Raw genomic sequence first — 25,096 nt, 5'->3', positions numbered from 1 at the left:
GCTTTACATCGTTGTACTTTGGCTCTACATCGTTGTAGATTGCCGTCATCCCGTCCAACGCCGAACAGGAGATCCCATGCCGAGTCCCTCCCGACCCCGCATCCGTCCGTCCACCGTGCCCCGCACCGTCGTCGCGCTGGCGACCGCCGGCCTGATCGTCGGAGGCGCCGTCGCGAGTCCCGCGTGGGCGAAGACGCCGACCGACCCGCCCGCTCCCGTGTTCGAGGACGTCACCGTCCACGACCCCTCGATCGTCACGTCGGGCGACGACATCTGGGTGTTCGGGTCCCACGGCGCTTCGGCGCACACGCAGGACCTGATGTCGTGGACGCAGAACACCGTCGACCTCTCGCAGAATCCCGACAACACGCTGTTCGACGACATCTACGCCGACCTCGCGGAGACCTTCGAGTGGGCGCAGACCTCGACGCTGTGGGCGGCCGACGTCATCCAGCTGCCCGACGGCCGGTTCGCGATGTACTACAACGCGTGCGAGGGCTCGTCGCCGCGCTCGGCGCTGGGCCTCGCGACGGCCGACGCCGTCGACGGCCCGTACGAGAACCAGGGCATCCTGCTCAAGAGCGGCATGCAGGGCGAATCCGAGAACCCCGGCGAGACGTACGACGCCCGCGTGCATCCCAACACCGTCGATCCCGACGCGTTCTACGACGCCGACGGGCAGCTGTGGATGGTCTACGGCTCGTACTCGGGCGGGATCTTCCTGCTGAAGATGGATGCCGCCACCGGCGAGCCGCTGCCCGGTCAGGGCTACGGCACCCATCTCGTGGGCGGCAACCACAGCCGCGTCGAGGCCCCCACGATCCAGTACGACGCCGAGACCGGCTACTACTACCTGTACCTGTCGTTCGGCGGTCTCGGCGTGACCGGCGGGTACGACGTCCGCGTCGCACGCTCGAAGGACGTCGCCGGCCCGTACCTCGACGCGCAGGGCAACGACATGCGCGACGTCAAGGCCGACCCGACGCTGCCGCTCTTCGACGACGTGTCGATCCAGCCGTACGGCGTCAAGCTCATGGGCGGGCATCTGTTCGGGCGCGAACTCGGTGACCCCGGCACGGGCGTCGGCACCGGCTACGTCTCTCCCGGTCACACGTCCTGGTATCAGGACCCGGCCACCGGCCGCATGTTCATGGTCTTCCACGCCCGCTTCCCCGGCACGGGCGACCTTCACGAGGTACGCGTGCACCAGATGTGGATGAACGAGGACGGCTGGCCGGTCGTCTCGCCGATGCGCTATGCGGGAGAGACGGCGGGCAAGGTGAAGCGCGACGACGTCGTCGGCACCTGGCAGCTGGTCGACATGGGCAAGGACATCACCGCGACGGCGGCCACGGCATCCGACATCTCCCTCGGCAAGACGGGGCGGATCACGGGCGCCGTCGACGGGACCTGGCGGCTCACCGGTCAGCACACGGCCACCCTCACGGTGGGCGGCGACGTCTACCGGGGCGTCTTCGCGCCGGTGTGGGACCCGGACCTGCAGTCGTGGTCGACGGGGTTCACCGCGGTGTCCGAGAAGGGTGTGACGCTGTGGGGCCGGAAGACCATCGAGGTCACCGGCGAGGACGCCGTGGACGCCGTCGTCGCGGACCTGTCGCTCGGCGACACGTCCGGGGTCACCGTCGACCTCGACCTGCCGACGAGCGGCACCGGCGGCACCACGATCGCCTGGACCTCGTCGGACCCCGCGGTCGTCGGGTCCGACGGGACCGTGACCCGGCCCGGGATCGGCGAGCCCGACGCGCACGTCACCCTGACCGCGACTGTCACCAACGGCGCGTCGGCGGCATCCGTCCCGTTCGCGATCACCGTGCTGGCACGCACCCCGGGTGTGCTGGCAGGCGCCTGGTCGTTCGACGGCACGCTCGCCGACGCGGCCGGCGCCTTCGCCGACGCGGCACCGACCGGCGCGCGCATCGATACCGCGGCGACCGCGCCCGCCGCGTTCGTGGCCGACGGCGTCGACGGCCAGGCGCTGCACCTCGACGGCACCGCCGGGGTGCGCCTGCCCGATGCGCTCGTGCAGGGACCGTCGTACTCGGTGAGCATGTGGCTGCGGCCGTCGGCGCTCACCGCCTACACGACGGCGTTCTTCGCGGCCGCGAACCCCGACTCGTGGGTCAGCCTCGTGCCCCGCGGGCATGACGGGGTCGGCGGCTCGACCATGCTGTGGTCGGGCACCCGCTGGTACGACGCCGGCACCGGTCGCAGCCTGCCGATCGGCGAGTGGTCGCACGTCGCGTTCGTCGTCGACGGCGGCGCGGCGTCGGTGTACGTGGATGGCGAGCTGCGGTTCCAGGGCACCGGGTTCCCCGACGTGCTGTCAGGCGGCGGCAACGTCTTCGCTCTCGGCGTCAACTGGTGGGACGCCCCGTTCCAGGGCGACGTCGACGAGCTGACGGTGTGGCGTTCCGCGCTCTCGCCGGACGACGTGGCCGAGCTCGCGATGCGCTGATGCGACCCGGGATGCCGCCGCACGAGGCGCCGGCGGCATCCCGTGGCTCACTGGTTCACGGCGGTCCGTCGCGTGACCGCCGGAGACCACTACTCGGAAATCGCCATTGAACTTCCGGCTCGCGCGTATCGAGTCCCATCTGGGACCACTGAACCTGCGGTTCACACGCGTCGGACCGCCCGCGCTCATCGTTGAACCTCGGGTTCGGACGCGTCGTCGGCATCACGCCCGCGCACATCGCTGAACCTCCGGTTCACATGCGTCGGACCGCCCGCGCGCATCGTTGAACCTCTGGTTCGCACGCATCACAGAACTTCCGGCTTCACACGTGGCCTCGACTATCGACATGTGACCCGGAAGTTCAGCATCCACAGCATGTGACCCGGAAGTTCAGCATCCACAGCATGTGACCCGGAAGTTCAGCATCCACAGCATGTGACCCGGAAGTTCAGCATCCACAACGTGTGAACCGGAAGTTCAACGCGTTCTCAGAGTGACCCCGCTGCTGCGCCCGGATGCGGATGAACAAGGGGCGCCGGGGTCACAGCCGGTCGCCGCCGAGCCACACCCCGTGTACGAGGGGCACGCCGGGGCGGTACGCGAGATGCACGCGCGTGGGCGCGTCGAGCATCACGAGATCGGCGCGCGTGCCGGGGGCGAGCGCGCCCACGTCGGTGCGGCGCAGCGCGCGTGCTCCTCCGGCGGTCGCCGCCCACACCGCCTCTGCCGGGGTCAAGCCCATCTCGCGCACGGCGAGAGCGATCATGAGCGGCATCGAGCTGGTGAAGCTCGACCCGGGGTTGCAGTCGCTGGCCAGCGCCACCGTCACCCCTGCGTCGAGAAGGCGCCGGGCGTCGGGGTAGGGCTGCCGCGTCGAGAACTCGACTCCGGGCAGCAGCGTTGCGACGGTGTCGCCGGCGGCGAGCGCTGCGACGTCCTCATCCGACAGGTAGGTGCAGTGGTCGACGGATGCGGCGCCCATGGCGACCGCGAGCTGCACTCCACCGCCGGGTCCGAGCTGGTTGCCGTGCACGCGCGGCAGCAGCCCGTGAGCGACGCCCGCCGCGAGGATGCGGCGGGACTCTTCAGGAGTGAACGCCCCGCGCTCGCAGAACACGTCGATCCAGCGGACGTGCGGCGCGCATGCCCGCAGCATCTCGTCGCACACCAGGTCGACGTACTCCTCTCGGCGATCGGCGTACTCGGCGGGCACGACGTGCGCGCCGAGATACGTCACCTCGGACGTGGCCTCGGCCGCGATCCGCGCCAGCCGCGCCTCGTCGGCGACTGTCAGCCCGTAACCGGTCTTGACCTCGAACGTCGTCGTCCCCTGCGCGTGCAGCTCACGGGTGAACCCCTTCAGTCGCGCCCGGAGCTCTTCGTCGCTCGCTGCCCGGGTCGCGGCGACGGTCCGTCGTATGCCGCCGGCCGCATACGGCGTCCCCATCATGCGGGCCTCGAACTCGTCCGTGCGGTCGCCCCCGAACACGAGGTGCGTGTGGCTGTCGACGAAGCCGGGGATGACGGCCCGGCCGCCGGCATCCACGGTTCTCACCCCGCCGGCGAGCGGCGCATCCGACGCGGGTCCGACCCACGCGATGCGGTCGCCCTCGAGGAGCACCGCGGCGTCGCGCAACGTGCCGAGCGCGTCGCCGTCACGGGCGACGTTGGTGGTCAGCTCGCCGATGCCGGTGATGAGCGTCGCAGTCACGGGGCTCACTCCCCCAGCATCGGCACGGTGAGGCCGCGCTCGCGGGCGACCTCCTTCGCCCGGTCGTACCCGGCGTCGACGTGCCGCATGACGCCGGTGCCGGGATCGTTGGTGAGCACGCGCTCCAGCTTCTCGGCCGCCAGCGGCGTGCCGTCGGCGACGGTGACCTGGCCGGCGTGGATGCTGCGCCCGATGCCGACGCCGCCGCCGTGGTGGATCGAGACCCACGACGCGCCGGACGCGGTGTTGAGCAGCGCGTTGAGCAGCGGCCAGTCGGCGATCGCATCGGAGCCGTCCGCCATGGCTTCCGTCTCGCGGTAGGGCGAGGCGACCGAGCCGGCATCCAGGTGGTCGCGGCCGATCACGATCGGGCCCGCGAGCTCGCCCGAGGCGACCATCTCGTTGAACTTCAGCCCGGCGAGGTGGCGCTCCTTGTACCCCAGCCAGCAGATGCGGGCCGGGAGCCCCTCGAAGTGCACGGCGTCGCCGGCCTTGTCGAGCCAGCGCACGAGCCCCGCGTTGTCGGGGAACAGCGCCTTGACGGCCTCGTCGGTCTTGCGGATGTCTTCGGGGTCGCCCGACAGCGCCACCCAGCGGAACGGGCCGCGGCCCTCCGCGAACTGCGGGCGGATGTACGCGGGCACGAAGCCGGGAAACTCGAACGCCCGCTCGAAGCCGCCCAGCTTCGCCTCGGCGCGGATCGAGTTGCCGTAGTCGAAGACCTCGGCCCCGGCATCCTGGAAGCCGACCATGGCGGCGACGTGCTTGGCCATGCTGCCCCGCGCCCGGGCGGTGAAGCCCTCGGGATCGCGGGATGCCTCGGCCTTCCAATCCGCGAAGGCGATGCCGACGGGCAGGTAAGCGAGCGGGTCGTGCGCGCTCGTCTGGTCGGTGACGATGTCGACGGCGAGCTCACCGGCCCGCTGACGGAGCAGGACGTCGCCGAAGACCTCGGCGGCGTTCCCGACGACGCCGACGCTGCGAGCCTCGCCGGCCTCCTTCGCGGCGACCACCCGGGCCAGCGCGGCATCGAGGTCGGTCGTGTACTCGTCGAGGTACCCGTGCTGGACGCGGCGGGCCAGGCGGGACTCGTCGACGTCGACGATGAGCACCGCCCCGCCGTTGAGGGTCACCGCGAGAGGCTGCGCTCCGCCCATCCCCCCGGCACCGCCGGTGAGGGTGAGCGTGCCCGACAGGTCGTCGCGCCCGAGCGAGCGGGCGACGGCTGCGAAGGTCTCATAGGTGCCCTGCAGGATCCCCTGCGTGCCGATGTAGATCCACGACCCGGCGGTCATCTGGCCGTACATCGTGAGCCCCAGCGCCTCGAGGCGGCGGAACTCGGGCCACGTGGCCCAGTCGCCCACGAGGTTCGAGTTGGCGATGAGCACGCGCGGCGCCCACTCGTGCGTGCGGAACACGCCGACCGGCTTGCCCGACTGCACGAGCAGCGTCTCGTCGGGCTCGAGCTCGTCGAGGGTGCGCACGATCGCGTCGTACGCCTCCCACGAGCGCGCGGCACGGCCGGTGCCGCCGTACACGACGAGGTCTTCGGGGTGCTCGGCGACCTCGGGGTCGAGGTTGTTCATGAGCATGCGCTTGGCGGCCTCGGCGCCCCAGCTCTTGGCGGTGCGCTCGGGTCCGCGCGGGGCGCGGACGGCGTGCTCGCCGAGGCCCCGCGGGCTCTCGGTGGTGGTGTCGGCGGTGGTCATCGTCACTCCTTCGTGGTGGTTTGCAGGGCCGCCCGCGCGACGGCGCCCGACGCGACGAGCGCGGTCACGGCCTCCATCTCGACGGACAGGAACCGGTCGGGTCCGGGGCCGCCGGCGACCGTGCGTACGAGGTCGCGCACGGCGCCGGTGGCGGCGCCCGGCTGCAGCGGCGCGCGCAGGTCGAGGGCGCGTGCCCCGGTGAGCACCTCGATCGCGAGCACGCGGGCGAGCCCGTCGAGCGCGCGTCGGAGCTTGCGGGCGGCCGCCCAGCCCATCGAGACGTGGTCCTCCTGCATCGCGGACGACGGGATCGAGTCGACGGATGCCGGCACCGCCAGACGCTTGAGCTCGGACACGATCCCGGCTGCCGCGTACTGGGCGATCATGAGGCCCGAGTCGACGCCGACCTCGTCTGCCAGGAACGGCGGCAGCCCGTTGCTGCGGGTGCGGTCGAGCGCGCGATCCGTGCGGCGCTCCGAGATGCTCGCGACGTCGGCGACCGCGATCGCGAGGAAGTCCAGCACATAGGCGACCGGGGCGCCGTGGAAGTTGCCGTTGGACTCGACGCGTCCGTCGTCGGTGATGACGGGGTTGTCGATGGCCGCGGCCAGCTCGCGCGATGCGATCAGCGCCGCGTGATCGGCGGTGTCGCGCGCGGCGCCGTGCACCTGCGGCGAGCAGCGCAGCGAGTAGGCATCCTGCACGCGCGTGCACACGGCGGGGTCGCGGTGCGACGCGACGATCGGCGACCCGGCGAGCACCGCCCGCAGGTTGGCGGCCGACACGGCCTGGCCGATCTGCGGTCGCAGCGCCTGCAGGTCGGCGGCGAACACGGCGTCCGTTCCGAGCTGCGACTCGACCGACATGGCGGCTGCGACGTCGGCGGTGTCCAGCAGCACCGACAGGTCGTGCAGTCCGAGCAGCAGCATCCCGAGCATGCCGTCGGTGCCGTTGATGAGGGCGAGCCCCTCTTTCTCGCGCAGCACGAGCGGAGCGATGGATGCCGCACCCAGCGCATCGGCGGCATCCATCTCGACCGCCTCATCCGGTTGCTGAGCCTGTCGAAGCACCCGCACGCGCCCCTCGCCCATCGCGGCGAGCGCCACATGCGCGAGCGGCGCGAGGTCCCCCGAGCAGCCGAGTGAGCCGTACTCGCGGACGATCGGCGTGATACCGGCGTCGAGCATCGCCGCGTACGTCTCGACGACGACAGGCCGCACGCCGGTGTGCCCGGTGGCGAGCGTCTGCAGCCGCAGCAGCATGAGGGCGCGGACGACCTCGCGCTCCACCTCGGGTCCGGTGCCGGCGGCGTGCGAGCGGATGAGGCTCGCCTGCAGCTGCAGTCGGCGCTCCGGGGCGATGAACGTCGTGGCGAGCGCGCCGAAGCCGGTCGAGATGCCGTAGTGCGGTTCCGGGTCGTCGGCGAGCCCTTCGACGAGGGCGCGGGTGGCGGCGACACGCGCCAGCGCCTCGGGCGCGATCTGGACGCGCGCTCCGTGGCGGGCGACGGCGACGACGTCTGCGGGGCGCAGGGGTGCGGCGCCGACCGTGACGGGGAGCCCCACCGTTTCGACAAGCTCAGTGGTCATGCTCTGATTCCACACCGGGCGCGTGGCGGAGGACAGCGGCTCGTGCCATCCTGTGTCTGTGATCCCAGACAACGCGTCGACGGTGCACCGGCCGCAAGTGCCGGCGGCCGATCAGACGCTGCGGATCCTGTCGTTCCTCGCCCGTCAGCGCGGGCCCGCACCCGCGCGCACGATCGCCACGGCGCTCGGCCTTCCCCGCTCGACCGTCTATCACCTGCTCGCGACGCTGCAGCAGCACCAGTTCGTCGTGCACCTGCCCGAGGATCGGCGGTGGGCCCTCGGCATCGCGGCGTTCGAGCTCGCCGGGGGCTACTCGCGTCAGGAGCCTCTCGCGCGGCTCGGGCGCCCGGTGCTCGCCGAACTCGCGGATCGCACGGGCGAGAGCGCGCACCTCGCCGTCATGCACGGTCGCGATGTGCTGTACATCGTCGAGGAGCGCGCGCCGCGCCGGCCCGCGCTCGTGACGGACGTGGGCGTGCGCCTGCCCGCGCACCTGACCGCGACCGGCCGGGCGATGCTCGCAGCGCTCCCCCGCGAGCAGGTGCGCGCCCTGTTCCCCGACGCGGCGGCCTTCGCCGATCGCACGGGCCGCGGTCCGCGCAGCCCTCGCGAGCTGCGCGACCTGCTGCGCGAGGTGCGCACGCGCGGCTTCGCGCACGAAGACGGCGAGGTCACCCTGGGCATGCGCTCGGTCGGTGTCGCCGTGCGCGAGACGTCGGACTGGCCCGTCGCGGCGATCGCGCTGACCTGGCCCGCGGACGACGCCGACGCCCGCGCCGACGAGCTCGCGGCGCGTGCCGCAGCTGCCGCGGTCGAGCTCGAGCGCCGCATCGGGCGAGCCAGGCCGGCGTAGGCGTCAGTCGACTTTCGACACCGTGCCGCCGGTGAGGCGCACGAGCTCGTCGTAGGTCAGCGGGAAGACGGTGTGTGGCGTGCCGCCCGCAGCCCAGATCTCGGGGTACCGCGCGAGCTCCTCGTCGACGACCGTCGTGAGCGGCGCGGGGTGGCCCGCCGGCGCGACGCCGCCGATCGCCTGCCCGGTGGCCTCGCGGACCTGTTCGGGGTTCGCGCGCTGGATCCTGCCGCGTCCGAGGCGCTCGGCAAGCGCCGCCGTGTCGACGCGGTGCGCACCGCTGGTCATCACGAGCAGCGGCTCGCCGTCGCACATGAAGACGAGGCTGTTGGCGATGGCGCCGACCTCGACCCCGAGCGCCTCGGCAGCGAGGACGGCCGTGGCGGCGGCATCCGGAAGGACGACGATGTCGCCCGGGATCCCGGCGGCGCGGAGGGCGTCGTGGACGAGCTGACTGCGTGCGGGGAGGACGGTCACGGCGACAGCCTAACGAGCGGCGCACTCTGCGGCGGCCTGCGCATCGCCTGCCCGCGAGACCGCGCGATCTGCCCAATCGCCGGACGCACGGTTGAACAATCCGCAGCATCGGTGTGAAATGAAAGTGGATGCCGCGACGCAGCGTCATCCGCTGCGACGCGCCACCCGCGCTCTCAGCACACCCCGCGGCCCACGAAGCCCGCCGAAGGAAGCACGCAATGACGCACACCACCCTGCCCCTGCCCGATTTCGCGCACGAACGGGTGGAGGTGATCACGGGACGACGCAGCGGCCTGTTCATCACCGTCGCGCTGCACTCCTCGGTGCTCGGCTCCGCACTCGGCGGGGCGCGGCTGTGGACGTACCCCCACTGGAGCGACGCTCTCGGCGACGCCCTGCGGCTGTCCGCCGCGATGACGCTCAAGAACGCGGCCGCCGGACTCGACGCGGGCGGCGGCAAGTCCGTGATCGCGCTGCCGCCGGGCACGGTGCTGGACGACGACCGCCGTCGTGACGCGTTCCTCGACCTGGGCGACGCCGTCGAGTCGCTGCACGGGCTGTACCGCACGGCCGAGGACGTGGGCTCGACGACGGACGACATGCTCGTCGTCCGCGAGCGCACCGAGCACGTCGTCGGCCTGCCCGATGCGGTGGGCGGGTCGGGCGAGCCCGCCGGTCCCACGAGCCTCGGCGTGTACGAGTCGCTGCGGGCCACGCTGGAGCGTGTCGCGGGCACCGCCGACGTCGCCGGGCGGCGCATCACGATCTCCGGTCTCGGGCAGGTGGGCAGCCGCCTGGCCGTGCGCCTGTCGGCCGAGGGGGCGCAGCTCACCGTGACCGACGTCAACCCTGCCAAGCGCGACCTCGCCGTCGAGCTCGGCGCGGCGTGGGCGGAGCCGGGGTCGGAGCACCTGGTCCCCGCCGACGTGTTCGTTCCTGCGGGCATCGGCGGCCTCCTCACCGACGAGGTCATCGATGCGCTCGACGCGAAGGCGGTGTGCGGGCCGGCGAACAACCCGCTGGCCGACCACAGCGGAGCCTCGCGCCTCGCCGGGCGCGGCATCCTCTACGCCCCCGACTTCGTCGTGAACGCCGGCGGCGTGATCTACCTCGACCTCGAGGCGAAGCAGCGCGGCACGCGCGCCGAGATCATGGGCCGCGTCGCGCAGATCGGCGACACCGTGCGCCGCATCTTCGACGAGGCCGAGGCGCGGGGCGTGACGCCGCTGGAGGCCGCCGAGGGTCTGGCGGCCGAACGGCTCGCTGCGGGCGGACGGCAGGCTGTGCTCGCCTGACACCGCGTCCCACCCGATACGGGATCGCGTTCCACAGTCGCCGCGCGAAGTGGCATGATGGGCGGAACCCGCGCCGCGCGACCCGTACCGATCAAAGGAGATCCGGTGTTCACCAGTACCCATCCCGATGTCGAGATCCCCGAACTCAGCGTCTACGACTACCTGTTCGCGACGCTGACCGACGAGGACCTCGGCCGCGTCGCCCTCGTCGATCCGGCGACGGGCGCCGAGACGACGTACGGTGCGCTGCGGATGCAGATCGACCTGTTCGCCGGAGCGCTCGCCGCGCGCGGCGTCGGGCTCGACACCGTCGTGGGGCTGCTGTGCCCGAACGTGCCCGCGTTCGCGACGGTGTTCCACGGCATCCTGCGCGCCGGAGCGACGGTGACGACGATCAATTCGCTGTACACGGCGGGCGAGATCGAGAAGCAGCTGAAGGATGCCGGCGCCACCTGGCTCGTGACGGTCAGCCCCCTTCTCCCCCAGGCCGTCGCGGCGGCCGAGGCCGTCGGCATCCCCCACGAGCGGGTCATCGTGCTGGACGGCGCGGCCGGCCACCCGAATCTGCGCGAACTGCTCACCGAGGGATCCCCCGCGCCCGAGGTGTCATTCGACCCGGCGACGCACGTCGCGGTGCTGCCGTACTCGTCGGGCACGACCGGCATCCCCAAGGGGGTCATGCTGTCGCACCGCAACCTGGTGGCGAACGTCGCGCAGTGCGTGCCCAACATGAACCTGGATGCCTCGGACCGCGTGCTGGCGGTGCTGCCGTTCTTCCACATCTACGGCATGACGGTGCTGCTGAACCTCGCGCTGCGCAAACGGGCGAGCCTGGTCACGATGGCGAAGTTCGACCTCGTCGAGTTCCTCACCAACATCCAGAAGTACCAGTGCACGTACCTGTACATCGCGCCGCCCATCGCGGTGGCCCTCGCCAAGCACCCGATCGTGGACCAGTTCGACATCTCGAGCGTGCACACCGTCTTCTCGGGCGCCGCGCCGCTGGACGGCGAGACCGCCGAGGTCGCCGGACGCCGCATCCACGCCCGGTTCCTGCAGGGCTATGGCATGAGCGAGCTGAGCCCGGTGTCGCACGCGATGTACTACGGACGTGACGACGAGCCGGTCAGCTCGGTGGGCGGGATGCTGCCGAACACGGTCAACAAGCTCGTCGACACCGAGACCGGCGAAGAGATCACCGAGATCGGGCCCGACGGCGTGACGAAGCCGGGCGAACTGTGGGTCAAGGGACCGAACGTCATGCTCGGCTACCTCAACAAGCCCGATGCGACGGCCGAGACGCTCGACGCGGACGGGTTCCTCCACACCGGCGACGTCGCGGTCTACCACGAGGGCGGCTACTTCTCGATCGTGGACCGGGTGAAGGAGCTCATCAAGTACAAGGGCTACCAGATCGCTCCCGCCGAGCTCGAGGCGCTGCTGCTCAGCCATCCGAAGGTGATGGATGCCGCCGTCATCGGCGTCCTCGACGACGACAAGCAGGAGATCCCGAAGGCGTTCATCGTCGCCGCTCCCGAGTCCGGACTGACCGAGGACGAGGTGATGGCGTTCGTGGCCGAGCAGGTCGCGCCGCACAAGAAGGTGCGTCGCGTCGAGTTCATCGACGCGATCCCGAAGTCCACCGCCGGCAAGATCCTCCGCAAGGATCTGCGCGCCCGCGAGACCGCGGCGGTGTGATCCCGGCGCGGCGACCAGGGCCCGCTAGGTTGACGCCATGGAGGGTCTCTGGCTCGCCGCGCTGAGCGGCCTCATCGGCGGCGGGACGCTGCTCGTCGGGGCGGGGGTGGCGTGGTTCGTCGACATCCCGCAGCGCGTCGTCGCCGGCATCATGGCGCTGGGCGCCGGCGTGCTGATCTCGACGCTGGCGTTCGAGCTCGTCGAGGAGGCCGCCGACGACGGCGGACTGGTTCCGACCACCGTGGGCTTCCTGGGCGGGGCGATCCTGTACATCGTCGCGGATCAGCTCATCTCCCGGCCGAGGAAGCGCAAGCCCGTCGCCGGCGTCGACGGCGACGGCAGCGCGAACATCGTCGCCCGGCGTGCCGGCGGCGCCGGGGTGGCGGGCGGCGCGGGCCTCGTGATCGCGGTGGGGGCGCTCATCGACGGCATCCCGGAATCCATCGTGATGGGCCTGTCGGTGCTGCAGGGCGGCATCAGCATCCCGATCGTTGCGGCGATCGCGATCAGCAACTTCCCCGAGGGCCTCGGGTCCACCGCCGCACTGAAGCGCGGCGGCAGCTCCGGACGCTACGTGGCGCTGCTGTGGTGCGGCATCGCGCTCGTGACCGTCGTCGCGTCGGTGCTGGGGTTCGTGGCGTTCCAGTCGGCCTCGCCGAGCCTCATCGCTCTCATCACGACGATCGCCGCGGGCGGCCTGCTCGCGATGGTGTGCAACACGATGATCCCCGAGGCGTTCGACGAGCAGCACGCCCTCACCGGCCTGTGGGCGACGATCGGCTTCCTCGGCGCGTTCCTGCTCCACGAACTCGCCGGCTGATCCCGGCGCACTCCCTGTGCCAGGGTGTGAGGCATGAGGTTCCTGCGCTGGTTCGTGCGATTCCCCGTGGTGTGGCTCACGATCATCGTCCTCATCGTCGTGCTGACCCTGGGCGCCGCCGGATACGAGCAGACGACGAAGTGGATCGCGATCGTCTACGTGAGCCTGGTCATCGCGTGGACGCTCCTCGGGATGGTGCGCGACGTGCTGCGCGGCCATGTCGGCCTGGATGTGCTGGCGGTCGTCGCAATGGTCGCCACCCTCGCGGTCGGCGAGTACGTGGCCTCCCTCGTGATCGTGCTGATGCTGTCAGGCGGCGAGGCCCTGGAGGATTACGCGAGCCGCCGCGCGAAGCGCGAACTGACCTCGCTGCTGGACCGCTCGCCGCAGGTGGCGCACGTGCTCGTGCACCCGCAGTCCGACAGCGACGAGGTGCAGGACGCGGATGCCGCCGACGTGCGTGTCGGCGATGTGCTGCTGGTGCGGCCCGCCGAGATCGTCCCGGTCGACGGCACGCTGCTGAGCGAGGACGGCTCGTTCGACGAGTCATCGCTCACGGGCGAGAGTCTTCCGGTGAGCCGGTCGGCCGGCGACGAGGTGCTGTCAGGCTCGGTCAACGGGTCGCGAGCGGTGCGCATCCGGGCGCTGCGACGCAGTGCCGACAGCCAGTACCAGCAGATCGTCGAACTGGTGAAGCAGGCGCAGGAGGATCGCGCTCCGACGGTGCGGCTGGCCGACCGTTTCGCGATCCCGTTCACGGCGGTGTCGTTGGTGATCGCCGGAGCGGCGTGGGCGATCTCGGGCGATCCGACGCGCTTCGCGGAGGTGCTGGTGCTGGCGACGCCGTGCCCACTGCTGATCGCCGCGCCGGTCGCGTTCCTCGGCGGCCTGTCGCGGGCGGCCAAGGCGGGCATCATCGTCAAGGGCGGTGCCGTCATCGAGCAGCTCGCGCGGGTGCGCTCGGCGGCCTTCGACAAGACCGGCACGCTCACCGAGGGCCGCCCCGACCTCGTGGCGGTCGAGCCGGCGGCCGGCTTCGGCGAGGACGAGCTGCTGACGCTCGCGGCGTCGGCCGAGCAGTACTCCAGCCATGTGCTGGCCGACGGGATCCGACGCGCGGCGGCGGGGCGCGGCATCCACCTGCTGTCTGCCGTCGAGGCTCACGAGGTCGCGACGAACGGCGTGACGGCGCAGATCGACGGACGCACGGTCGTCGTCGGCAAGCCCGCGTACGTCGCGTCGCTGGCACCCGACACGGTGCGCCGGGGAATCCGCGAGGGCGAGGCCGCGGCCTACGTCGCCGTGGATGGACGCTTCGCCGGCACCCTCGTGCTCGCCGACGACCCGCGTCCCGAGTCGCGCGCGGTCGTGACGTGGCTGCGCGACACCGGCGTCGAGCGGATCGCGATGCTCACCGGCGATGCGCAGGCGACCGCGGATGCCGTGGCGCGCGAGGTCGGGATCACCGATGTGCACGCCGAACTGCTGCCGCCCGAGAAGGTGCATCTGGCCGCGCAGCTGCGGCCGCGCCCGGTGATGATGGTCGGCGACGGGGTGAACGACGCACCGGTGCTGGCCGCGGCCGACATCGGCGTCGCGATGGGGGCGAAGGGTTCGACTGCGGCGGGCGAGGCCGCGGACGCCGTCGTGCTGAAGGACTCGCTCGTCGGCATCGCCGACGCCGTCTCGATCGGTCGCCACACGCTGCGCGTGGCCTACACGGCCATCTGGATCGGCATCGCGCTCAGCATCGGGCTGATGCTCGTGGCGACGACGGGGGTGATCCCCGCTGTGGCCGGTGCCCTCATCCAGGAAGGCGTCGATCTCGCGACGATCCTCTACGCCCTGCGCGCGCTCACGGGGCCCGCGACGGGGCTTGTCGTTCCGGCGCCCGCAGCACAGGAGCGCGCAAGCGTCGGCGAGGCCGCGTAGCCACAGTTCTCGTGGGCCGCGTCGGCGTAGGCGCGCCTGACGTCCTCACCGCGCGAGGATCTCGTTCAGAAGGGCGGGGCGGGTTCTGCTGCGGTCGCGGTGAAGACGGGGACGGGTCGTTCGGGTTTCACCAGATACCGGCGGCCGGTCGGTGACGTCCACTCGATCACCCCGCCCGAGCCGGGGATCTGTCTGACCTGCCAGGCGGTGTTTTCTTTCACCAGATGGTGGCCCTTGCACAACGGGGTCGTATTCTCCACGCTCGTCTGCCCGCCGTCGGTCCAGCGCACCTGGTGGTCGACCTCGCACCGCGAGGCGGGCATCACACACCCCGGCGCCATGCACCGCCCCGCCCGCCACGTCACCAACCGACGCAACGCCGCCGGCGGTGCGTACCGGTCCCGCCCGACGGACAGCACGATGCCGGTCTCGGGGTGGGTGAGCACCCGCATCCACTTCCCGTCCCCACCACACAGCTCCCGCGCCCGCGACACCGGCACCGGCCCCACCCCCTCCACCACCGGAAGATCCGATGCCGTGCCACCGTCCTCGTCCAGCAGCGTCAGCACGGGAACGGTCACCACCACCTGCGCGCGGATCCCCGACACCGCCGCCGGAACATGCTCGGTGGACCCGTCTATGAGCAGATCACACACCACATCGGTGCGGATCTGCTCCAGTGTCCGCTCGTCCCCGGCCGCCTTGATCGCCTTGGCCATCGCGGTCGCCCGATGCTCGATCGCGTACAACTCCACCAACGGGGCATGCACCCACAGATCCCCCATGCCATCCGCCCCCGGCTGCACCGCGATCCGCCGCCCCGCCGACGCCCGGGCGTACCGGTCCTCGAACGAGCCGGCCTGCATGGCGGCGACCCGGTCCCGCAGTCGCCGGCGGAACACGTTCACCGGCTCCGTCTCCGCCCACGCCACAGCCTCGACCGCGAGCGCCTCGCCGGCGTCCGCGGGCAACTCCCCCAGCAGATCCACCAGCACCTCGGCATGCTTCTCGGTGATCCGGCCACCGGCCAGCGCATCCCACGCCGCCGGGTACGACCGCACCAACGCCTCGGCCACCACGATCAACCGACCCGCCGCATACTCCGAGACCCGCATCGCCGCCGCCAGCTCCAACCGGATCGACCGCTCCACCAACTCCACCTCACCCGCCCCGAACCGCCGCGCCCGCCCAACCAGCTCCCGCCGCATCGCATCCACCCGCGCATACCGCTGCGCCACGAACACCGACACCATCGTCGACGCCTCCACCACCAGATCCACCGCATCCGGAACCGGCGGCACGAACCCCTCCAGGTCCGGATCATCGCCCCCACGAGGGAACGTCTCAGCAGTATCGATCATACAGACATTTTAGAACATAGTTTCGAGTCAGACAAGACGAGAACCGAAGAAAGGCGCAGGCCAGCAGCCTATTCCCGCCCATCGTCGCTATGTTGATGCCGAAGAGCACACACGACACGGACCTCTGACTCCCCGCGGCCCGTGCCCGCCTGGCACGGAACAACACACGAGAATGCGAGCATTCGATGTCGAACGACACTCCGGTCGGCCCAGAACAACCCACCCCTCCTCCTTCACCCACGCCGCCGCCTGCGTATGCACCGTCGGCACCTTCGCCGTCGGCACCTCCGCCCTACGCAGCGCCCGCGCCCGCGGCTTCCCCGCCCGGAGCACCCGCCGCAGCACCTCCGCCTCCCGCCCCCGGCCAGCCCGCCGTCGAAGGGTCGAAGCAATTCATCGCGACGTGGCTCTTCGCCTGGCTGCTCGGCGTGCTCGGCGTCGACCGCTTCTATCTGGGGAAGGTCGGTACCGGCATTCTCAAGCTCATCACCCTGGGTGGATTCGGGATCTGGTGGCTGATCGACCTGATCCTGGTGCTGGCCGGCGCACAGCGCGACAAGGCCGGATACGCGCTGGCGGGCTACCAGCAGTACAAGAGGATCGCGTGGATCGTCACCGGCGCCCTGGTGCTGCTCGGTATCATCACGGGGTCGATCAGCGGGGCCCTCAACGGCAATCGTGCCGACGATCCTCCCGCCTCTCAGGTACAGCCGAGCGAGCAACCCGCCGGCGACGAGACTCCGGCCGCCGACGAGCCCGCGGAGGAGCCGGCCGATGAGCCGGCCACCGCGGCGACGTGGGCGAACGACACGTGGGGCGAGTTCAGCCCGGTTCACCAGGAGGGCGCCGGTGACAGCGTCGTGGCCCTGCCGGCCGGCGTCACCGGTGGCATCGTCGTGGCCACGCACAACGGTCAGAGCAACTTCGCGATCAGCGTGCTGGACGCCAACAACGGCTCCACCGGGGAACTACTCGTCAACACGATCGGTCCCTACCAGGGCACAACGGCGTGGGGTATCACGGCGCTCGGCGAAGGCGTGAATCTCCAGGTCACCGCCGACGGTGCGTGGACGATCGACATCCAGCCGATGGGGTCGGCCCCCACACTCGCGCCGAGCGGTGCCGGCGACGCAGTGATGCTGTACGACGGCGGTGTCGGCACACTCACGGCGACCCATGACGGGTCCAGCAACTTCGTCATCACCGAAGACAACGGCGACATGTTCCACATGGGTCTGCTCGTCAACGAGATCGGCGCCTACTCGGGCACCGTACCCCTTGCGAAGGGACCATCCGTCATCGTCGTGCACGCCGATGGAAACTGGACGTTGACCGTCGGCTGACGCCGAAGACAGAAGACCGAAGACACCGAGTGGATGCCGCCACCCGGCCGGGTGGCGGCATCCACTCGTCGTTCACGCCGCCGCGGGCTGAACCAGCGCGACGCGGCGGGCCAGGAGCGCTGTGGCCGCTCCGAGCACGACGGCGACGACCGACACCCAGATCAGCACACGGAAGTCGACGACCGCGAGGAGCGCCGCACCGACGACCGAGGCGAGCGTCTGCGGCACGTTGATCACGACGTTGGCCGCCGCGCCGGTGCGTCCCTGCAGCGCATCCGGTGTGAGCCGCTGCCGCAGCGTCGCGAAGGCCACCACCGTCAGCGGGATGCCGAGCCCCAGCACGAACATTCCGGCAGCGCCGGCGACCACCGAGCCGAACGCCCACGGGATGCTTCCCGCCGCGACCAGCAGCAGTCCGAGCGCCGCCGTGCGCCCTTCGCCCCAGCGCGTGACGAGCGTCGCCGAGAGCACACCGCCGAGGACGGCGCCCGCACCCTGGATGGGAACGAGCACGCCGATCGCGGCGGGGTCGGCGTGCATCGCGTCCAGGGCGGGGAACACGACGATGTTGAGCAGGCCCGTCGCCCCGAAGCCGATCGCCACGGCGATCGTGACGACCCGCAGGCTCTGCGGCGAGAAGAGCTGCACGAACCCGGCGGCGAGCTCGTGGAAGTATCCGCGCCGGGCCTCGCGCACCGGCGCGGCGGCGCCGACGGGGAGCCCCGCGACGACCACGGCCGCCACGCCGAAGCACGCCGCGGTGGCCACGATGACGGCGGGGGCGCCCAGCCAGACGTACAGTGCGGTGCCGATGAGCGGCGACACGAGCCGCAGCGCGTTGTCGATCGTCGAGAGCACGCCGTTGCCCGAGGCGAGCTGATCGTCGCGCAGCATCGCGCGGATGATGCCGGACTGCGCGGATCCCGTCACATAGCCCGCGGCGCTGTAGACCACCATCACCGCGTACACGAGCCACAGCTGCTCCGCGCCCGACACCAGCAGGAGCGACAGCAGCACGGGGACGAGGACGGCGTTGTTGATGACGAGCAGCCGGCGGCGCGGCATCCTGTCGGCCATCATGCCGATGAAGGGCGCGAGGATCGCGGGGACACCGAGGGCGACGAACACGAATCCCGCGGCGATGTCGGAGCCCGTGAGCTCCTTCACCCACACCGCGATCATGAGGTACAGCGCACTGTCGCCGAGGTTCGTCGCCACCCAGGCGCCGGCCAGCCGCGGGAATCCGGGCGCCGACCACGCGAGAGGAAGACGGAGGCCGCGCCGTGCGGTCGTGCCGGTCATCGCTGCGCCTCCGGCTCGGTCCCGGCGGCGGAGGCAGGGTCCACGGGGTCGGGGTTCACGACCGCGAAGAAGCGCGAGAAGCGCGCGCCGTCGGGGCGCTTCGAGGGATCCGCGTGGCGCCCGGCGAACCGGTCGGTGATGTCCTGCACGTCGCGGCTCAGCTGCGCCAGCTCTTCTGCCGTCGCCCAGAACGACGTGCGCGTGAACGTGGTCGCCTGCACCCACTCGTCACTCTCGCGATCGACCTTCGAGAACCAGTCCATCGCCCGCAGGAACTCGGACTCCAGCCCCATCGACGCGACGGCCTGCACCGCGAGCAGCGACCCCGGCACGTCGGGGTCGGGGCGCATGTCGAAGTCCGCGACCCGAACTCGCCACGGCTTCTCGCGTCCTCGGCGCTCGGCACGCTCGATGTAGCCGTACTTCTCGAGCATGCGCAGGTGGAACGAGCAGCTGGCAGGCGACTCCCCCAGCGCCTCCGCGCATTCGGTGGCGGTGGCCTCGCCGACATCGCCCAGGTGGTCGAGGAGCGCGATGCGCACGGGATGCGCCAGCGCGCGGATGCGCTCGGGATCGGTGATCCGCTCGCGTCGGTGTTCGGTGGTCATACCGGAAGACTAGATTCTAAAGATATCTTTCGCAAGAGTTCTTTAGAATGATTCGCGAGCAGATGGATGCCGCACCCGGCCGGGTGCGGCATCCGCTCGTCTCAGCGTCCCGGAGTCACGGCCAGGGCGTCGGCGCCGGCGGAGCGACCACCGGCGGACGATCGTGGCACGTGATGGTGTTCGGCAGCTCCCACGCGGCCATCCAGGGCCCCGTGGTGCCCCCTCCGTCGTTCCCGCCGAGGTCGGCGACCGAGAACTCCGAGCCCGTCGGCGGGAAGCCGAACGACCCGCAGTTGTTGATGCCCACAGCTCCGACGTTGCGTGCATCGACGTTCTGGAACGAGGCTTCGCCCTTCACCCGTGCGCTCAGCACCGAGGTGCCGGTGCCGTCGACCCTGACATCGGCGAACGAGACGTCGGTCATCGAGTAGAGGTCCTTCACGCCCCACTCGGACACCAGCATGATGGCGTTGTACGTGCTGTCGAGGTAGTGGTCACCCGTGACGTGGACGCCCGAGATCGAGCCCTCCAGCGCGTACACCCACAGCGAACCGAGGCCGATGTTCCAGTTGAGCTCCCGCGTCCCCGCTCGCACGGTGGTGTTCTCGCGGAAGATCAGCGTCCCGGCGAACGGATGAGCGCCGAATCGCGACCCCGCATGCAGCGCACTCCCCTCGCGGATCGTGTCGGCGACGAGGTTGCCCGCGACGGTGTTGTCGGTGCCGCCGTAGATCGCGATGCCGTTGGCGAGGTTCGGCGTCTGCACCGTGTTGCGCTCGAACGTGTTCCGCGCGTTGGTGAGCGTCGTCCCGCCCTGTGACTCCGCCCACATGGCCAGTCCGTCGTCACCGGAGTTGCGCACGAAGTTGTGGCGCGCGACCGAATCAGTCACACCGATGTGGAAGTTCAGCGCATCGGCGATCTGGTCGACGATGATGTTGCGCTCCACCGTGACGTCCGACATGGGGCCGTCGAACCACATGCCCACCTTGGTGTGCTGGATGTACAGGTCCGAGAAGGACGAGTCATGGAACGCGCCGCCGATCGCGTTCACCTGGTCGGTGTCGATGCGCTCGCGCACGTCGCCGATGATCGAGAACCCCGACAGGTGCACGTCGGTGCTGCCACCGTCGGCGGCATCCTTCCCGTAGAAGCCGACCCCGGTGTGGGTCGAACCGTCCGCGGCGGGCTCGGCGAGCGCGACCTCCGAACCGAACACCTTCGTGTGCCAGGTGCCCGCTCCCCGGATGGTGACGTCGTCGACGACGATGTGGCGCTCCACGCGGAACTCGCCCTGCGGCACGTACACGACCTGACCGCGCTGCTTCGCGGCGGCGATCGCCGCGTCGAACGCGTCGGCGGAATCGCGGCGGCCGGACGGGTCCGCACCGAAGTCCACGACATTCGCCGCCTTCTTCACCACGACGGGCTTGCCGACCAGCTCTGTGTCGACGAGGTCGATGACCGTCCACGGCACGTCGGCCGACGCCGTCAGACGCACCTTGTCGCCCGCCTTGTACGTCTTGTGCAGCAGCAGCCGCTGCTCGTCGTAGAACTTCATCGGACGGAACGGCGCGGCCGGCTCGAACGACGGCGTGGTCGCCGCCGGCACACACCCGCACTCGGCGACCCACCAGTCCGGATGCAGCAGGCCCGCATCGGGGTCGTTCGTGAACGGGTACTGGTTGTAGAGGTACGCGTACTGCGATGTCAGCTGCATCGTGGCCGTGTGCGGTCCAGCCTGCACGGTGAGCGGTGCGGTCAATCCACCGCCGCCGGGCGCGTCGGGGATGCTGTAGCGCACCGTCAGCGCGTTGGCCGCCGCCGGCAGCGTGAACTCCACGTACTGTCCGGGCGTCAGGCGCACCGCCGAGCGACCCGATGCCTCTGCCTCGATCGTGTACGCCTCGCGTCCGGGGCCGATCACGGTGCCGTCGGTGACGGCGTTCTCGGCCTCCTGCTCGAGGAAGGCCACGTCGGCGCCGCGTCCGGCCACGAGCGCCGGGTCGAGCCCCGCGCGCGTCACCACGGGCGCGGGCGTGTTCCAGCCGGGCGGCGCCGCGAAGGCCGCCGGTGCCGTCGCCGCCGCTCCGAGGGCGAGGGATGCCGCGGCCACAGCCGCGACGAGGGTTCGGGGTCGTGTCATCGTCGACTCGCTTCATCCGGGGTGGGACGGGCCACGATGCCCGCTCGCGCTCAATCTAGAGCGGTCGCGCGCGAGTTCTCAAGGGATTGTCTGCTTCTTGCGCAGATACGCCCATTTCTTGCATGACTTGCAAAGACTTGCCGCCCCCGCGAGCAAGCGTCGGCCGCACACCACGAAGCGCTCGGTCGGCACGAGCCGCCGGCATCCCTGTGCGAACCCCTACGCCGTGGCCCAGAGGTCGTCGTCGTCGTCGACGGCGCCCGGGGTGTCGACCGACAGGCCGTGCAGCAGCTCGAGGGCGCTGCGGACATCGCCGACGCGTCCTTCGACGGCGAGCTCGCGCATGCGCACGGACGGCTTGTGCAGCAGCACACCGGCGAGGTGGCGCAGCGCGGCCTCGACGTCGTCGCCGGCGCCGCGGGCGCGCGCCCGGGCGATCTCGTCGTCGACCACCTTGAGCACCTCGCCGCGCAGCGCGGCGATCGCGGGGCCCACCTCGCGGTCGGCGTGGAACTCGGTCGCGGCGTCGCCGACGATGGCGCGGGCGTCGGCGTGCGCGCTGAACTCCTCCAGCGGCGCGTGCAGGCGGATCGTCTCGAGGTCCAGCAGCTCGACGCCGTCAACCTCGCCGACAGCCGGGTCGACGTTGCGCGGCAGGCCCAGGTCGATCACCAGCACGCGGCGTCCGGATGCGAAGGCGTCGGCGTGGACGACGGCGTCGGCGGTGCACGTGATCACCACGTCCGCCTGCGCGGCCGCCGCGGCGAAATCGGTCACCGGCAGCAGCCCGCGCTGCACGGCGAAGCCCTCGGCGCGACCCGAGGGCGAGAACACGTGGATGTCGCCGGCGCCGCGAGCGCGCAGCGCGTCGACGGTGCGCGCGGCGTAGCGGCCGGTGCCGACGAGCACGATGCGTGCGGCAGACCAGTCGGCGACGCGGCTGGATGCCAGTTCGAGGGCGAGGCGCACGAGCGAGCGGTGCGCTCCCCGCAGCTGGGTGCGGTTGCGCACGCCGCGGCTGGTGTGGGTGGCCCGCTGGAACAGGCGCTCCAGCTCGCCGCTGGTGAGGCCGTCGGCGCGCGCGGCATCGAGCGCACGACGCACCTGTCCCGAGATCTCGTCCTCACCGACGACGACCGACTCCAGACCGCTGGTGACGGCGAACAGGTGGGCGGCGGCATCCGCGCCCTGATGGACGGCGACCGACGAGCGCAGCAGATCCGGCGAGACATCGGATGCCGCGGCCATGGCCTCGACGACCGACTCGACGGCGACGGCCTCGCCACCGGTGAGCGGCTCGTCGATGTCGAGGTACGCCTCGAACCTGCTGCAGGTCGCGAGGACGACGGCACCCGAGACGAAGATCTCATCGCGCACGAGGGCACGCGTCGCGTCGGGCGCCCCGACCGAGAGACGCTCCAGGGTGTCGAGGCTCGCGTTCCGATGGTTCGCGGTCAGACAGAGGAGCACGACTCTAATCTTAACGTGTGATGTTGCATGACTCTCACCCTTCCGTCCTCCAGAGAAACGAACCCCCCGCGCTGATACGCGCGTACCGGGGCGAACGGCCTGCGGTGACGCCGGTGTGGTTCATGCGGCAGGCCGGGCGCTCGCTGCCGGAGTACCGCGAGCTGCGCGTCGGCACCGACATGCTCGACGCGTGCCTGAACCCCGAGCTGGCCAGCGAGATCACGCTGCAGCCGGTGCGCCGTCACGGCGTCGATGCGGGCATCTTCTTCAGCGACATCGTGATCCCCGTGCGCCTGTCAGGCGTCGACGTGCGCATCGTCGCCGGCCGCGGGCCCGTGCTGGAGAATCCCGTGCGCACCGCCGCCGACGTCGCGGCGCTGCCGCCCTTGGACCCCGCAGCGCTCGCGCCGATCCGCGAGGCCGTCGCGCTCACCGTGGCCGAGCTCGGCACGACGCCCCTCATCGGCTTCGCGGGTGCGCCCTACACGCTCGCGTCGTACCTCGTCGAGGGCGGCCCGTCCAAGGAGCAGCTCAAGACCCGCGCCCTGATGCACTCCGACCCCGAGACGTGGGCCGCACTGCTCACCTGGTGCGCCGGCATCACGGGGGCGTTCCTGCGCGCGCAGCTCGAGGCGGGCGCATCGGCCGGACAGCTGTTCGATTCGTGGGCGGGCTCGCTCAGCCTCGCCGACTACACGCAGCACGTCGCACCGTTCTCGTCCCTCGCGCTCGACGCCGTGCGCGACCTCGACGTGCCGCTGGTGCACTTCGGCGTCGGCACCGGCGAGCTGCTCGCCGCGATGCGCGACATCGGCGTCGACGCGGTGGGCGTGGACTGGCGCCTGCCGCTGGACGAGGCCGCGCGCCGGGTGGGTCAGGGCGTCAGCGTGCAGGGCAACATCGACCCCGCGCTGCTGCGCGCGCCGTGGCCGGTGCTCGAGGCGCACATCGTCGACGTGCTCGAGCGCGGCAAGGCCGCCCGCGCGCACGTGCTCAACCTGGGCCACGGCGTGCCGCCCGACACCGATCCCGCCGTCCTCACGCGCATCGTGGAGTTCGTGCACGCGCATGCCTGACCGCTCCGGCTTCTCGATCGTCGGGGGCGGCGTCGGCGGGCTCGTCGTGGCCCGCCGGCTCGCCGCCTCGGGCGCCCGGGTGACGGTGTTCGAGGCATCCGATCATCTCGGCGGCACCGTCGCCCGCCACGAGGTCGCCGGGATCGGATTGGATGCCGCCGCCGAGAGCTTCGCGGTGCGTGGCGGCGTCGTGGCAGCCCTGCTCGCCGAGCTCGGCCTGCAGGACGACATCGTGGCGCCCGCTCCCGGCCCCGCGTGGCTGCAGCCGGTGTCGGGCGAGGCCGTGCCGCTGCCGGCGACGGCGCTGCTGGGCATCCCCGCGGAGCCGCTGGCAGAGGACGTCGTGCGGGTCATCGGCCGCCCGGCCGCCGAGCGTGCGGTCGAGCGGGACGCCGTGCCCGTCGGCGACGTGCCGGCGACGCTCGGGGCGCTCGTCCGGTCGCGATACGGAGACGCGATGGTCGACCTGCTCGTCGCGCCGGTCGTGCACGGCGTGCACTCGCAGCACCCCGACGACCTCCCCGTCGCCCGCGCGCATCCCGGCCTCGCCGACGCCGTGCGCGAGGCCGGCTCGCTGGGCGGTGCCGTCGCGCGGCTGCGTGCCGCCGCCCCGCCGGGAGCAGCCGTGGCCGGCATCCGCGGCGGCATCAACCGCATCGTCCCGGCGCTGGCCGCCGACGTCGGACGGCTCGGCGGGGAGGTGCGCCTGAACACGCGGGTCGACGACCCGTCCCGCCTCGCCGGCACCGTCATCGTCGCGGCGCCCGGCGTCGCCGCCCCTCCGCCCCCGGGCCGCCGCATCGACCTCGTCACCCTCGTGGTCGAGCAGGACGAACTGGATGCCGCCCCCCGCGGCACCGGGCTGCTCGTGGCCGCGGGCGCCCCGGCGCGCGCCCGCGCGCTCACGCACGCGACGGCGAAGTGGGCCTGGCTGCGCGAGGAGGCCGCGGGCCGGCACGTCGTCCGGCTGTCGTACGACCAGACCCCCGCGGACCCGGTCGCCGATGCCCGAGCCGACGCCGAGACGCTGCTCGGAGTCCGCCTGCCGACGGTGGTCGGCGCCGCGCACGTGTCCTGGATCCGGCCGGGTGCGGCATCCGTTCCGCCCGAAGGGGTGACGATCGTCGGCGAGACGGTGGCAGGGTCGGGCCTGGCCGGCATCGTCGCGCACGCCGAACGCACGGCGGCCGGCCTGCTGGCCCGCTGACCGGTCGCGCGGCGCGTTCTCAC

At 71.5% G+C, this 25,096-nt stretch carries 18 protein-coding genes; 9 read left to right on the top strand and 9 right to left on the bottom strand.

The features are described from left to right. The first annotated feature begins 76 nt into the window (after positions 1–76). Positions 77–2,476: a LamG-like jellyroll fold domain-containing protein gene (locus FB391_RS08115; protein ID WP_141893939.1), complete on the top strand. Its 2,400-nt coding sequence runs from the start codon at positions 77–79 to the stop codon at positions 2,474–2,476. A 541-nt stretch (positions 2,477–3,017) separates the two neighbouring features. On the opposite strand, the gene hutI is transcribed toward FB391_RS08115, so the two are convergent. Genes hutI through hutH form a run of 3 tightly spaced genes read right to left on the bottom strand, consistent with a single transcriptional unit; the run spans position 3,018 to position 7,485 of the window. Beyond that, positions 3,018–4,187 carry an imidazolonepropionase gene (gene hutI, locus FB391_RS08110; protein ID WP_141894685.1) on the bottom strand — a complete coding sequence of 390 codons (1,170 nt, stop codon included), beginning with the start codon at positions 4,185–4,187 and terminating at the stop codon, positions 3,018–3,020. A gap of 5 nt (positions 4,188–4,192) precedes the next feature. Beyond that, on the bottom strand, positions 4,193–5,896 hold the full coding sequence (hutU, locus tag FB391_RS08105) for a urocanate hydratase (protein ID WP_141893938.1): 1,704 nt from the start codon (positions 5,894–5,896) through the stop codon (positions 4,193–4,195). 2 nt (positions 5,897–5,898) lie between these two features. Continuing rightward, positions 5,899–7,485: a histidine ammonia-lyase gene (gene hutH, locus FB391_RS08100; protein ID WP_141893937.1), complete on the bottom strand. Its 1,587-nt coding sequence runs from the start codon at positions 7,483–7,485 to the stop codon at positions 5,899–5,901. Between the two features lie 52 nt (positions 7,486–7,537). Between hutH and FB391_RS08095 the strand changes: the two genes are divergently transcribed. Then, positions 7,538–8,338, top strand: a complete 801-nt coding sequence (locus tag FB391_RS08095; RefSeq protein WP_246093416.1) for an IclR family transcriptional regulator — start codon at positions 7,538–7,540, stop codon at positions 8,336–8,338. A 3-nt stretch (positions 8,339–8,341) separates the two neighbouring features. On the opposite strand, the gene FB391_RS08090 is transcribed toward FB391_RS08095, so the two are convergent. Then, positions 8,342–8,815, bottom strand: coding sequence for a YbaK/EbsC family protein (locus FB391_RS08090; RefSeq protein ID WP_141893936.1), 474 nt, complete (start codon positions 8,813–8,815; stop codon positions 8,342–8,344). A gap of 218 nt (positions 8,816–9,033) precedes the next feature. Between FB391_RS08090 and FB391_RS08085 the strand changes: the two genes are divergently transcribed. The 4 genes from FB391_RS08085 to FB391_RS08070 all read left to right on the top strand — a co-directional run bounded on the left by FB391_RS08085 (position 9,034) and on the right by FB391_RS08070 (position 14,560). After that, positions 9,034–10,110 (top strand): Glu/Leu/Phe/Val dehydrogenase family protein, encoded by a 1,077-nt coding sequence (locus tag FB391_RS08085; RefSeq protein WP_141893935.1) that lies wholly within the window; start codon positions 9,034–9,036, stop codon positions 10,108–10,110. 105 nt (positions 10,111–10,215) lie between these two features. Then, entirely contained in the window at positions 10,216–11,808 is a 1,593-nt protein-coding gene (locus FB391_RS08080) for an AMP-binding protein (RefSeq protein WP_141893934.1), read from the top strand. 37 nt (positions 11,809–11,845) lie between these two features. Further along, the gene (locus FB391_RS08075; RefSeq protein ID WP_141893933.1) at positions 11,846–12,628 is read left to right on the top strand and encodes a ZIP family metal transporter; all 783 of its coding nucleotides are present in this window, start codon (positions 11,846–11,848) and stop codon (positions 12,626–12,628) included. A 33-nt stretch (positions 12,629–12,661) separates the two neighbouring features. Then, complete coding sequence (locus tag FB391_RS08070) at positions 12,662–14,560, top strand: heavy metal translocating P-type ATPase (protein WP_141893932.1); 1,899 nt, start codon at positions 12,662–12,664, stop codon at positions 14,558–14,560. Between the two features lie 65 nt (positions 14,561–14,625). Here FB391_RS08070 and FB391_RS08065 read toward each other — a convergent pair whose 3' ends face one another. Further along, the gene (locus FB391_RS08065; protein WP_246093415.1) at positions 14,626–15,921 is read right to left on the bottom strand and encodes an HNH endonuclease signature motif containing protein; all 1,296 of its coding nucleotides are present in this window, start codon (positions 15,919–15,921) and stop codon (positions 14,626–14,628) included. 395 nt (positions 15,922–16,316) lie between these two features. On the opposite strand from FB391_RS08065, the gene FB391_RS08060 reads away from it, so the two are divergent. Then, entirely contained in the window at positions 16,317–17,264 is a 948-nt protein-coding gene (locus tag FB391_RS08060) for a TM2 domain-containing protein (RefSeq protein ID WP_221886300.1), read from the top strand. A gap of 72 nt (positions 17,265–17,336) precedes the next feature. Here the strand turns inward: FB391_RS08060 and FB391_RS08055 are convergent, their stop codons facing one another. The 4 genes from FB391_RS08055 to FB391_RS08040 form a co-directional block, all read right to left on the bottom strand. Further along, on the bottom strand, positions 17,337–18,566 hold the full coding sequence (locus FB391_RS08055) for an MFS transporter (RefSeq protein ID WP_141893930.1): 1,230 nt from the start codon (positions 18,564–18,566) through the stop codon (positions 17,337–17,339). Further along, complete coding sequence (locus FB391_RS08050) at positions 18,563–19,174, bottom strand: ArsR/SmtB family transcription factor (RefSeq protein ID WP_141893929.1); 612 nt, start codon at positions 19,172–19,174, stop codon at positions 18,563–18,565. The genes FB391_RS08055 and FB391_RS08050 overlap by 4 nt, the downstream gene beginning before the upstream one ends. Positions 19,175–19,289: 115 nt before the next feature. Beyond that, the gene (locus tag FB391_RS08045) at positions 19,290–21,320 is read right to left on the bottom strand and encodes a glycosyl hydrolase family 28-related protein (protein WP_141893928.1); all 2,031 of its coding nucleotides are present in this window, start codon (positions 21,318–21,320) and stop codon (positions 19,290–19,292) included. 219 nt (positions 21,321–21,539) lie between these two features. After that, positions 21,540–22,790, bottom strand: coding sequence for a glutamyl-tRNA reductase (locus FB391_RS08040; protein ID WP_141893927.1), 1,251 nt, complete (start codon positions 22,788–22,790; stop codon positions 21,540–21,542). A 20-nt stretch (positions 22,791–22,810) separates the two neighbouring features. Between FB391_RS08040 and hemE the strand changes: the two genes are divergently transcribed. Together hemE and FB391_RS08030 are read left to right on the top strand one after the other, a co-directional pair. Then, a complete protein-coding gene (gene hemE, locus FB391_RS08035) occupies positions 22,811–23,866 on the top strand; it encodes a uroporphyrinogen decarboxylase (RefSeq protein ID WP_141894682.1) in 1,056 nt (351 codons plus the stop codon). After that, positions 23,859–25,073, top strand: a complete 1,215-nt coding sequence (locus FB391_RS08030) for a protoporphyrinogen/coproporphyrinogen oxidase (protein ID WP_141893926.1) — start codon at positions 23,859–23,861, stop codon at positions 25,071–25,073. The genes hemE and FB391_RS08030 overlap by 8 nt, the downstream gene beginning before the upstream one ends. Positions 25,074–25,096: the final 23 nt, after the last annotated feature.

It is taken from the genome of Microbacterium kyungheense (assembly GCF_006783905.1).
Classification (GTDB): Bacteria; Actinomycetota; Actinomycetes; order Actinomycetales; family Microbacteriaceae; genus Microbacterium; species Microbacterium kyungheense.
Note: the sequence above shows the minus strand (reverse complement) of the source record. Positions and strands in the feature narration are given on the sequence as shown.

Bases quoted from the DNA above. Each gene is read 5' to 3' on its own strand.
- hemE (WP_141894682.1), top strand. From the start codon at position 22,811: ATGTTGCATGACTCTCACCCTTCCGTCCTCCAGAGAAACGAACCCCCC.
- FB391_RS08075 (WP_141893933.1), top strand. From the start codon at position 11,846: ATGGAGGGTCTCTGGCTCGCCGCGCTGAGCGGCCTCATCGGCGGCGGG.
- hutH (WP_141893937.1), bottom strand. From the start codon at position 7,485: ATGACCACTGAGCTTGTCGAAACGGTGGGGCTCCCCGTCACGGTCGGC.
- FB391_RS08115 (WP_141893939.1), top strand. From the start codon at position 77: ATGCCGAGTCCCTCCCGACCCCGCATCCGTCCGTCCACCGTGCCCCGC.
- FB391_RS08065 (WP_246093415.1), bottom strand. From the start codon at position 15,921: ATGATCGATACTGCTGAGACGTTCCCTCGTGGGGGCGATGATCCGGAC.
- FB391_RS08070 (WP_141893932.1), top strand. From the start codon at position 12,662: ATGAGGTTCCTGCGCTGGTTCGTGCGATTCCCCGTGGTGTGGCTCACG.
- FB391_RS08045 (WP_141893928.1), bottom strand. From the start codon at position 21,320: ATGACACGACCCCGAACCCTCGTCGCGGCTGTGGCCGCGGCATCCCTC.
- FB391_RS08085 (WP_141893935.1), top strand. From the start codon at position 9,034: ATGACGCACACCACCCTGCCCCTGCCCGATTTCGCGCACGAACGGGTG.
- hutU (WP_141893938.1), bottom strand. From the start codon at position 5,896: ATGACCACCGCCGACACCACCACCGAGAGCCCGCGGGGCCTCGGCGAG.
- FB391_RS08055 (WP_141893930.1), bottom strand. From the start codon at position 18,566: ATGACCGGCACGACCGCACGGCGCGGCCTCCGTCTTCCTCTCGCGTGG.
- FB391_RS08050 (WP_141893929.1), bottom strand. From the start codon at position 19,174: ATGACCACCGAACACCGACGCGAGCGGATCACCGATCCCGAGCGCATC.
- FB391_RS08030 (WP_141893926.1), top strand. From the start codon at position 23,859: ATGCCTGACCGCTCCGGCTTCTCGATCGTCGGGGGCGGCGTCGGCGGG.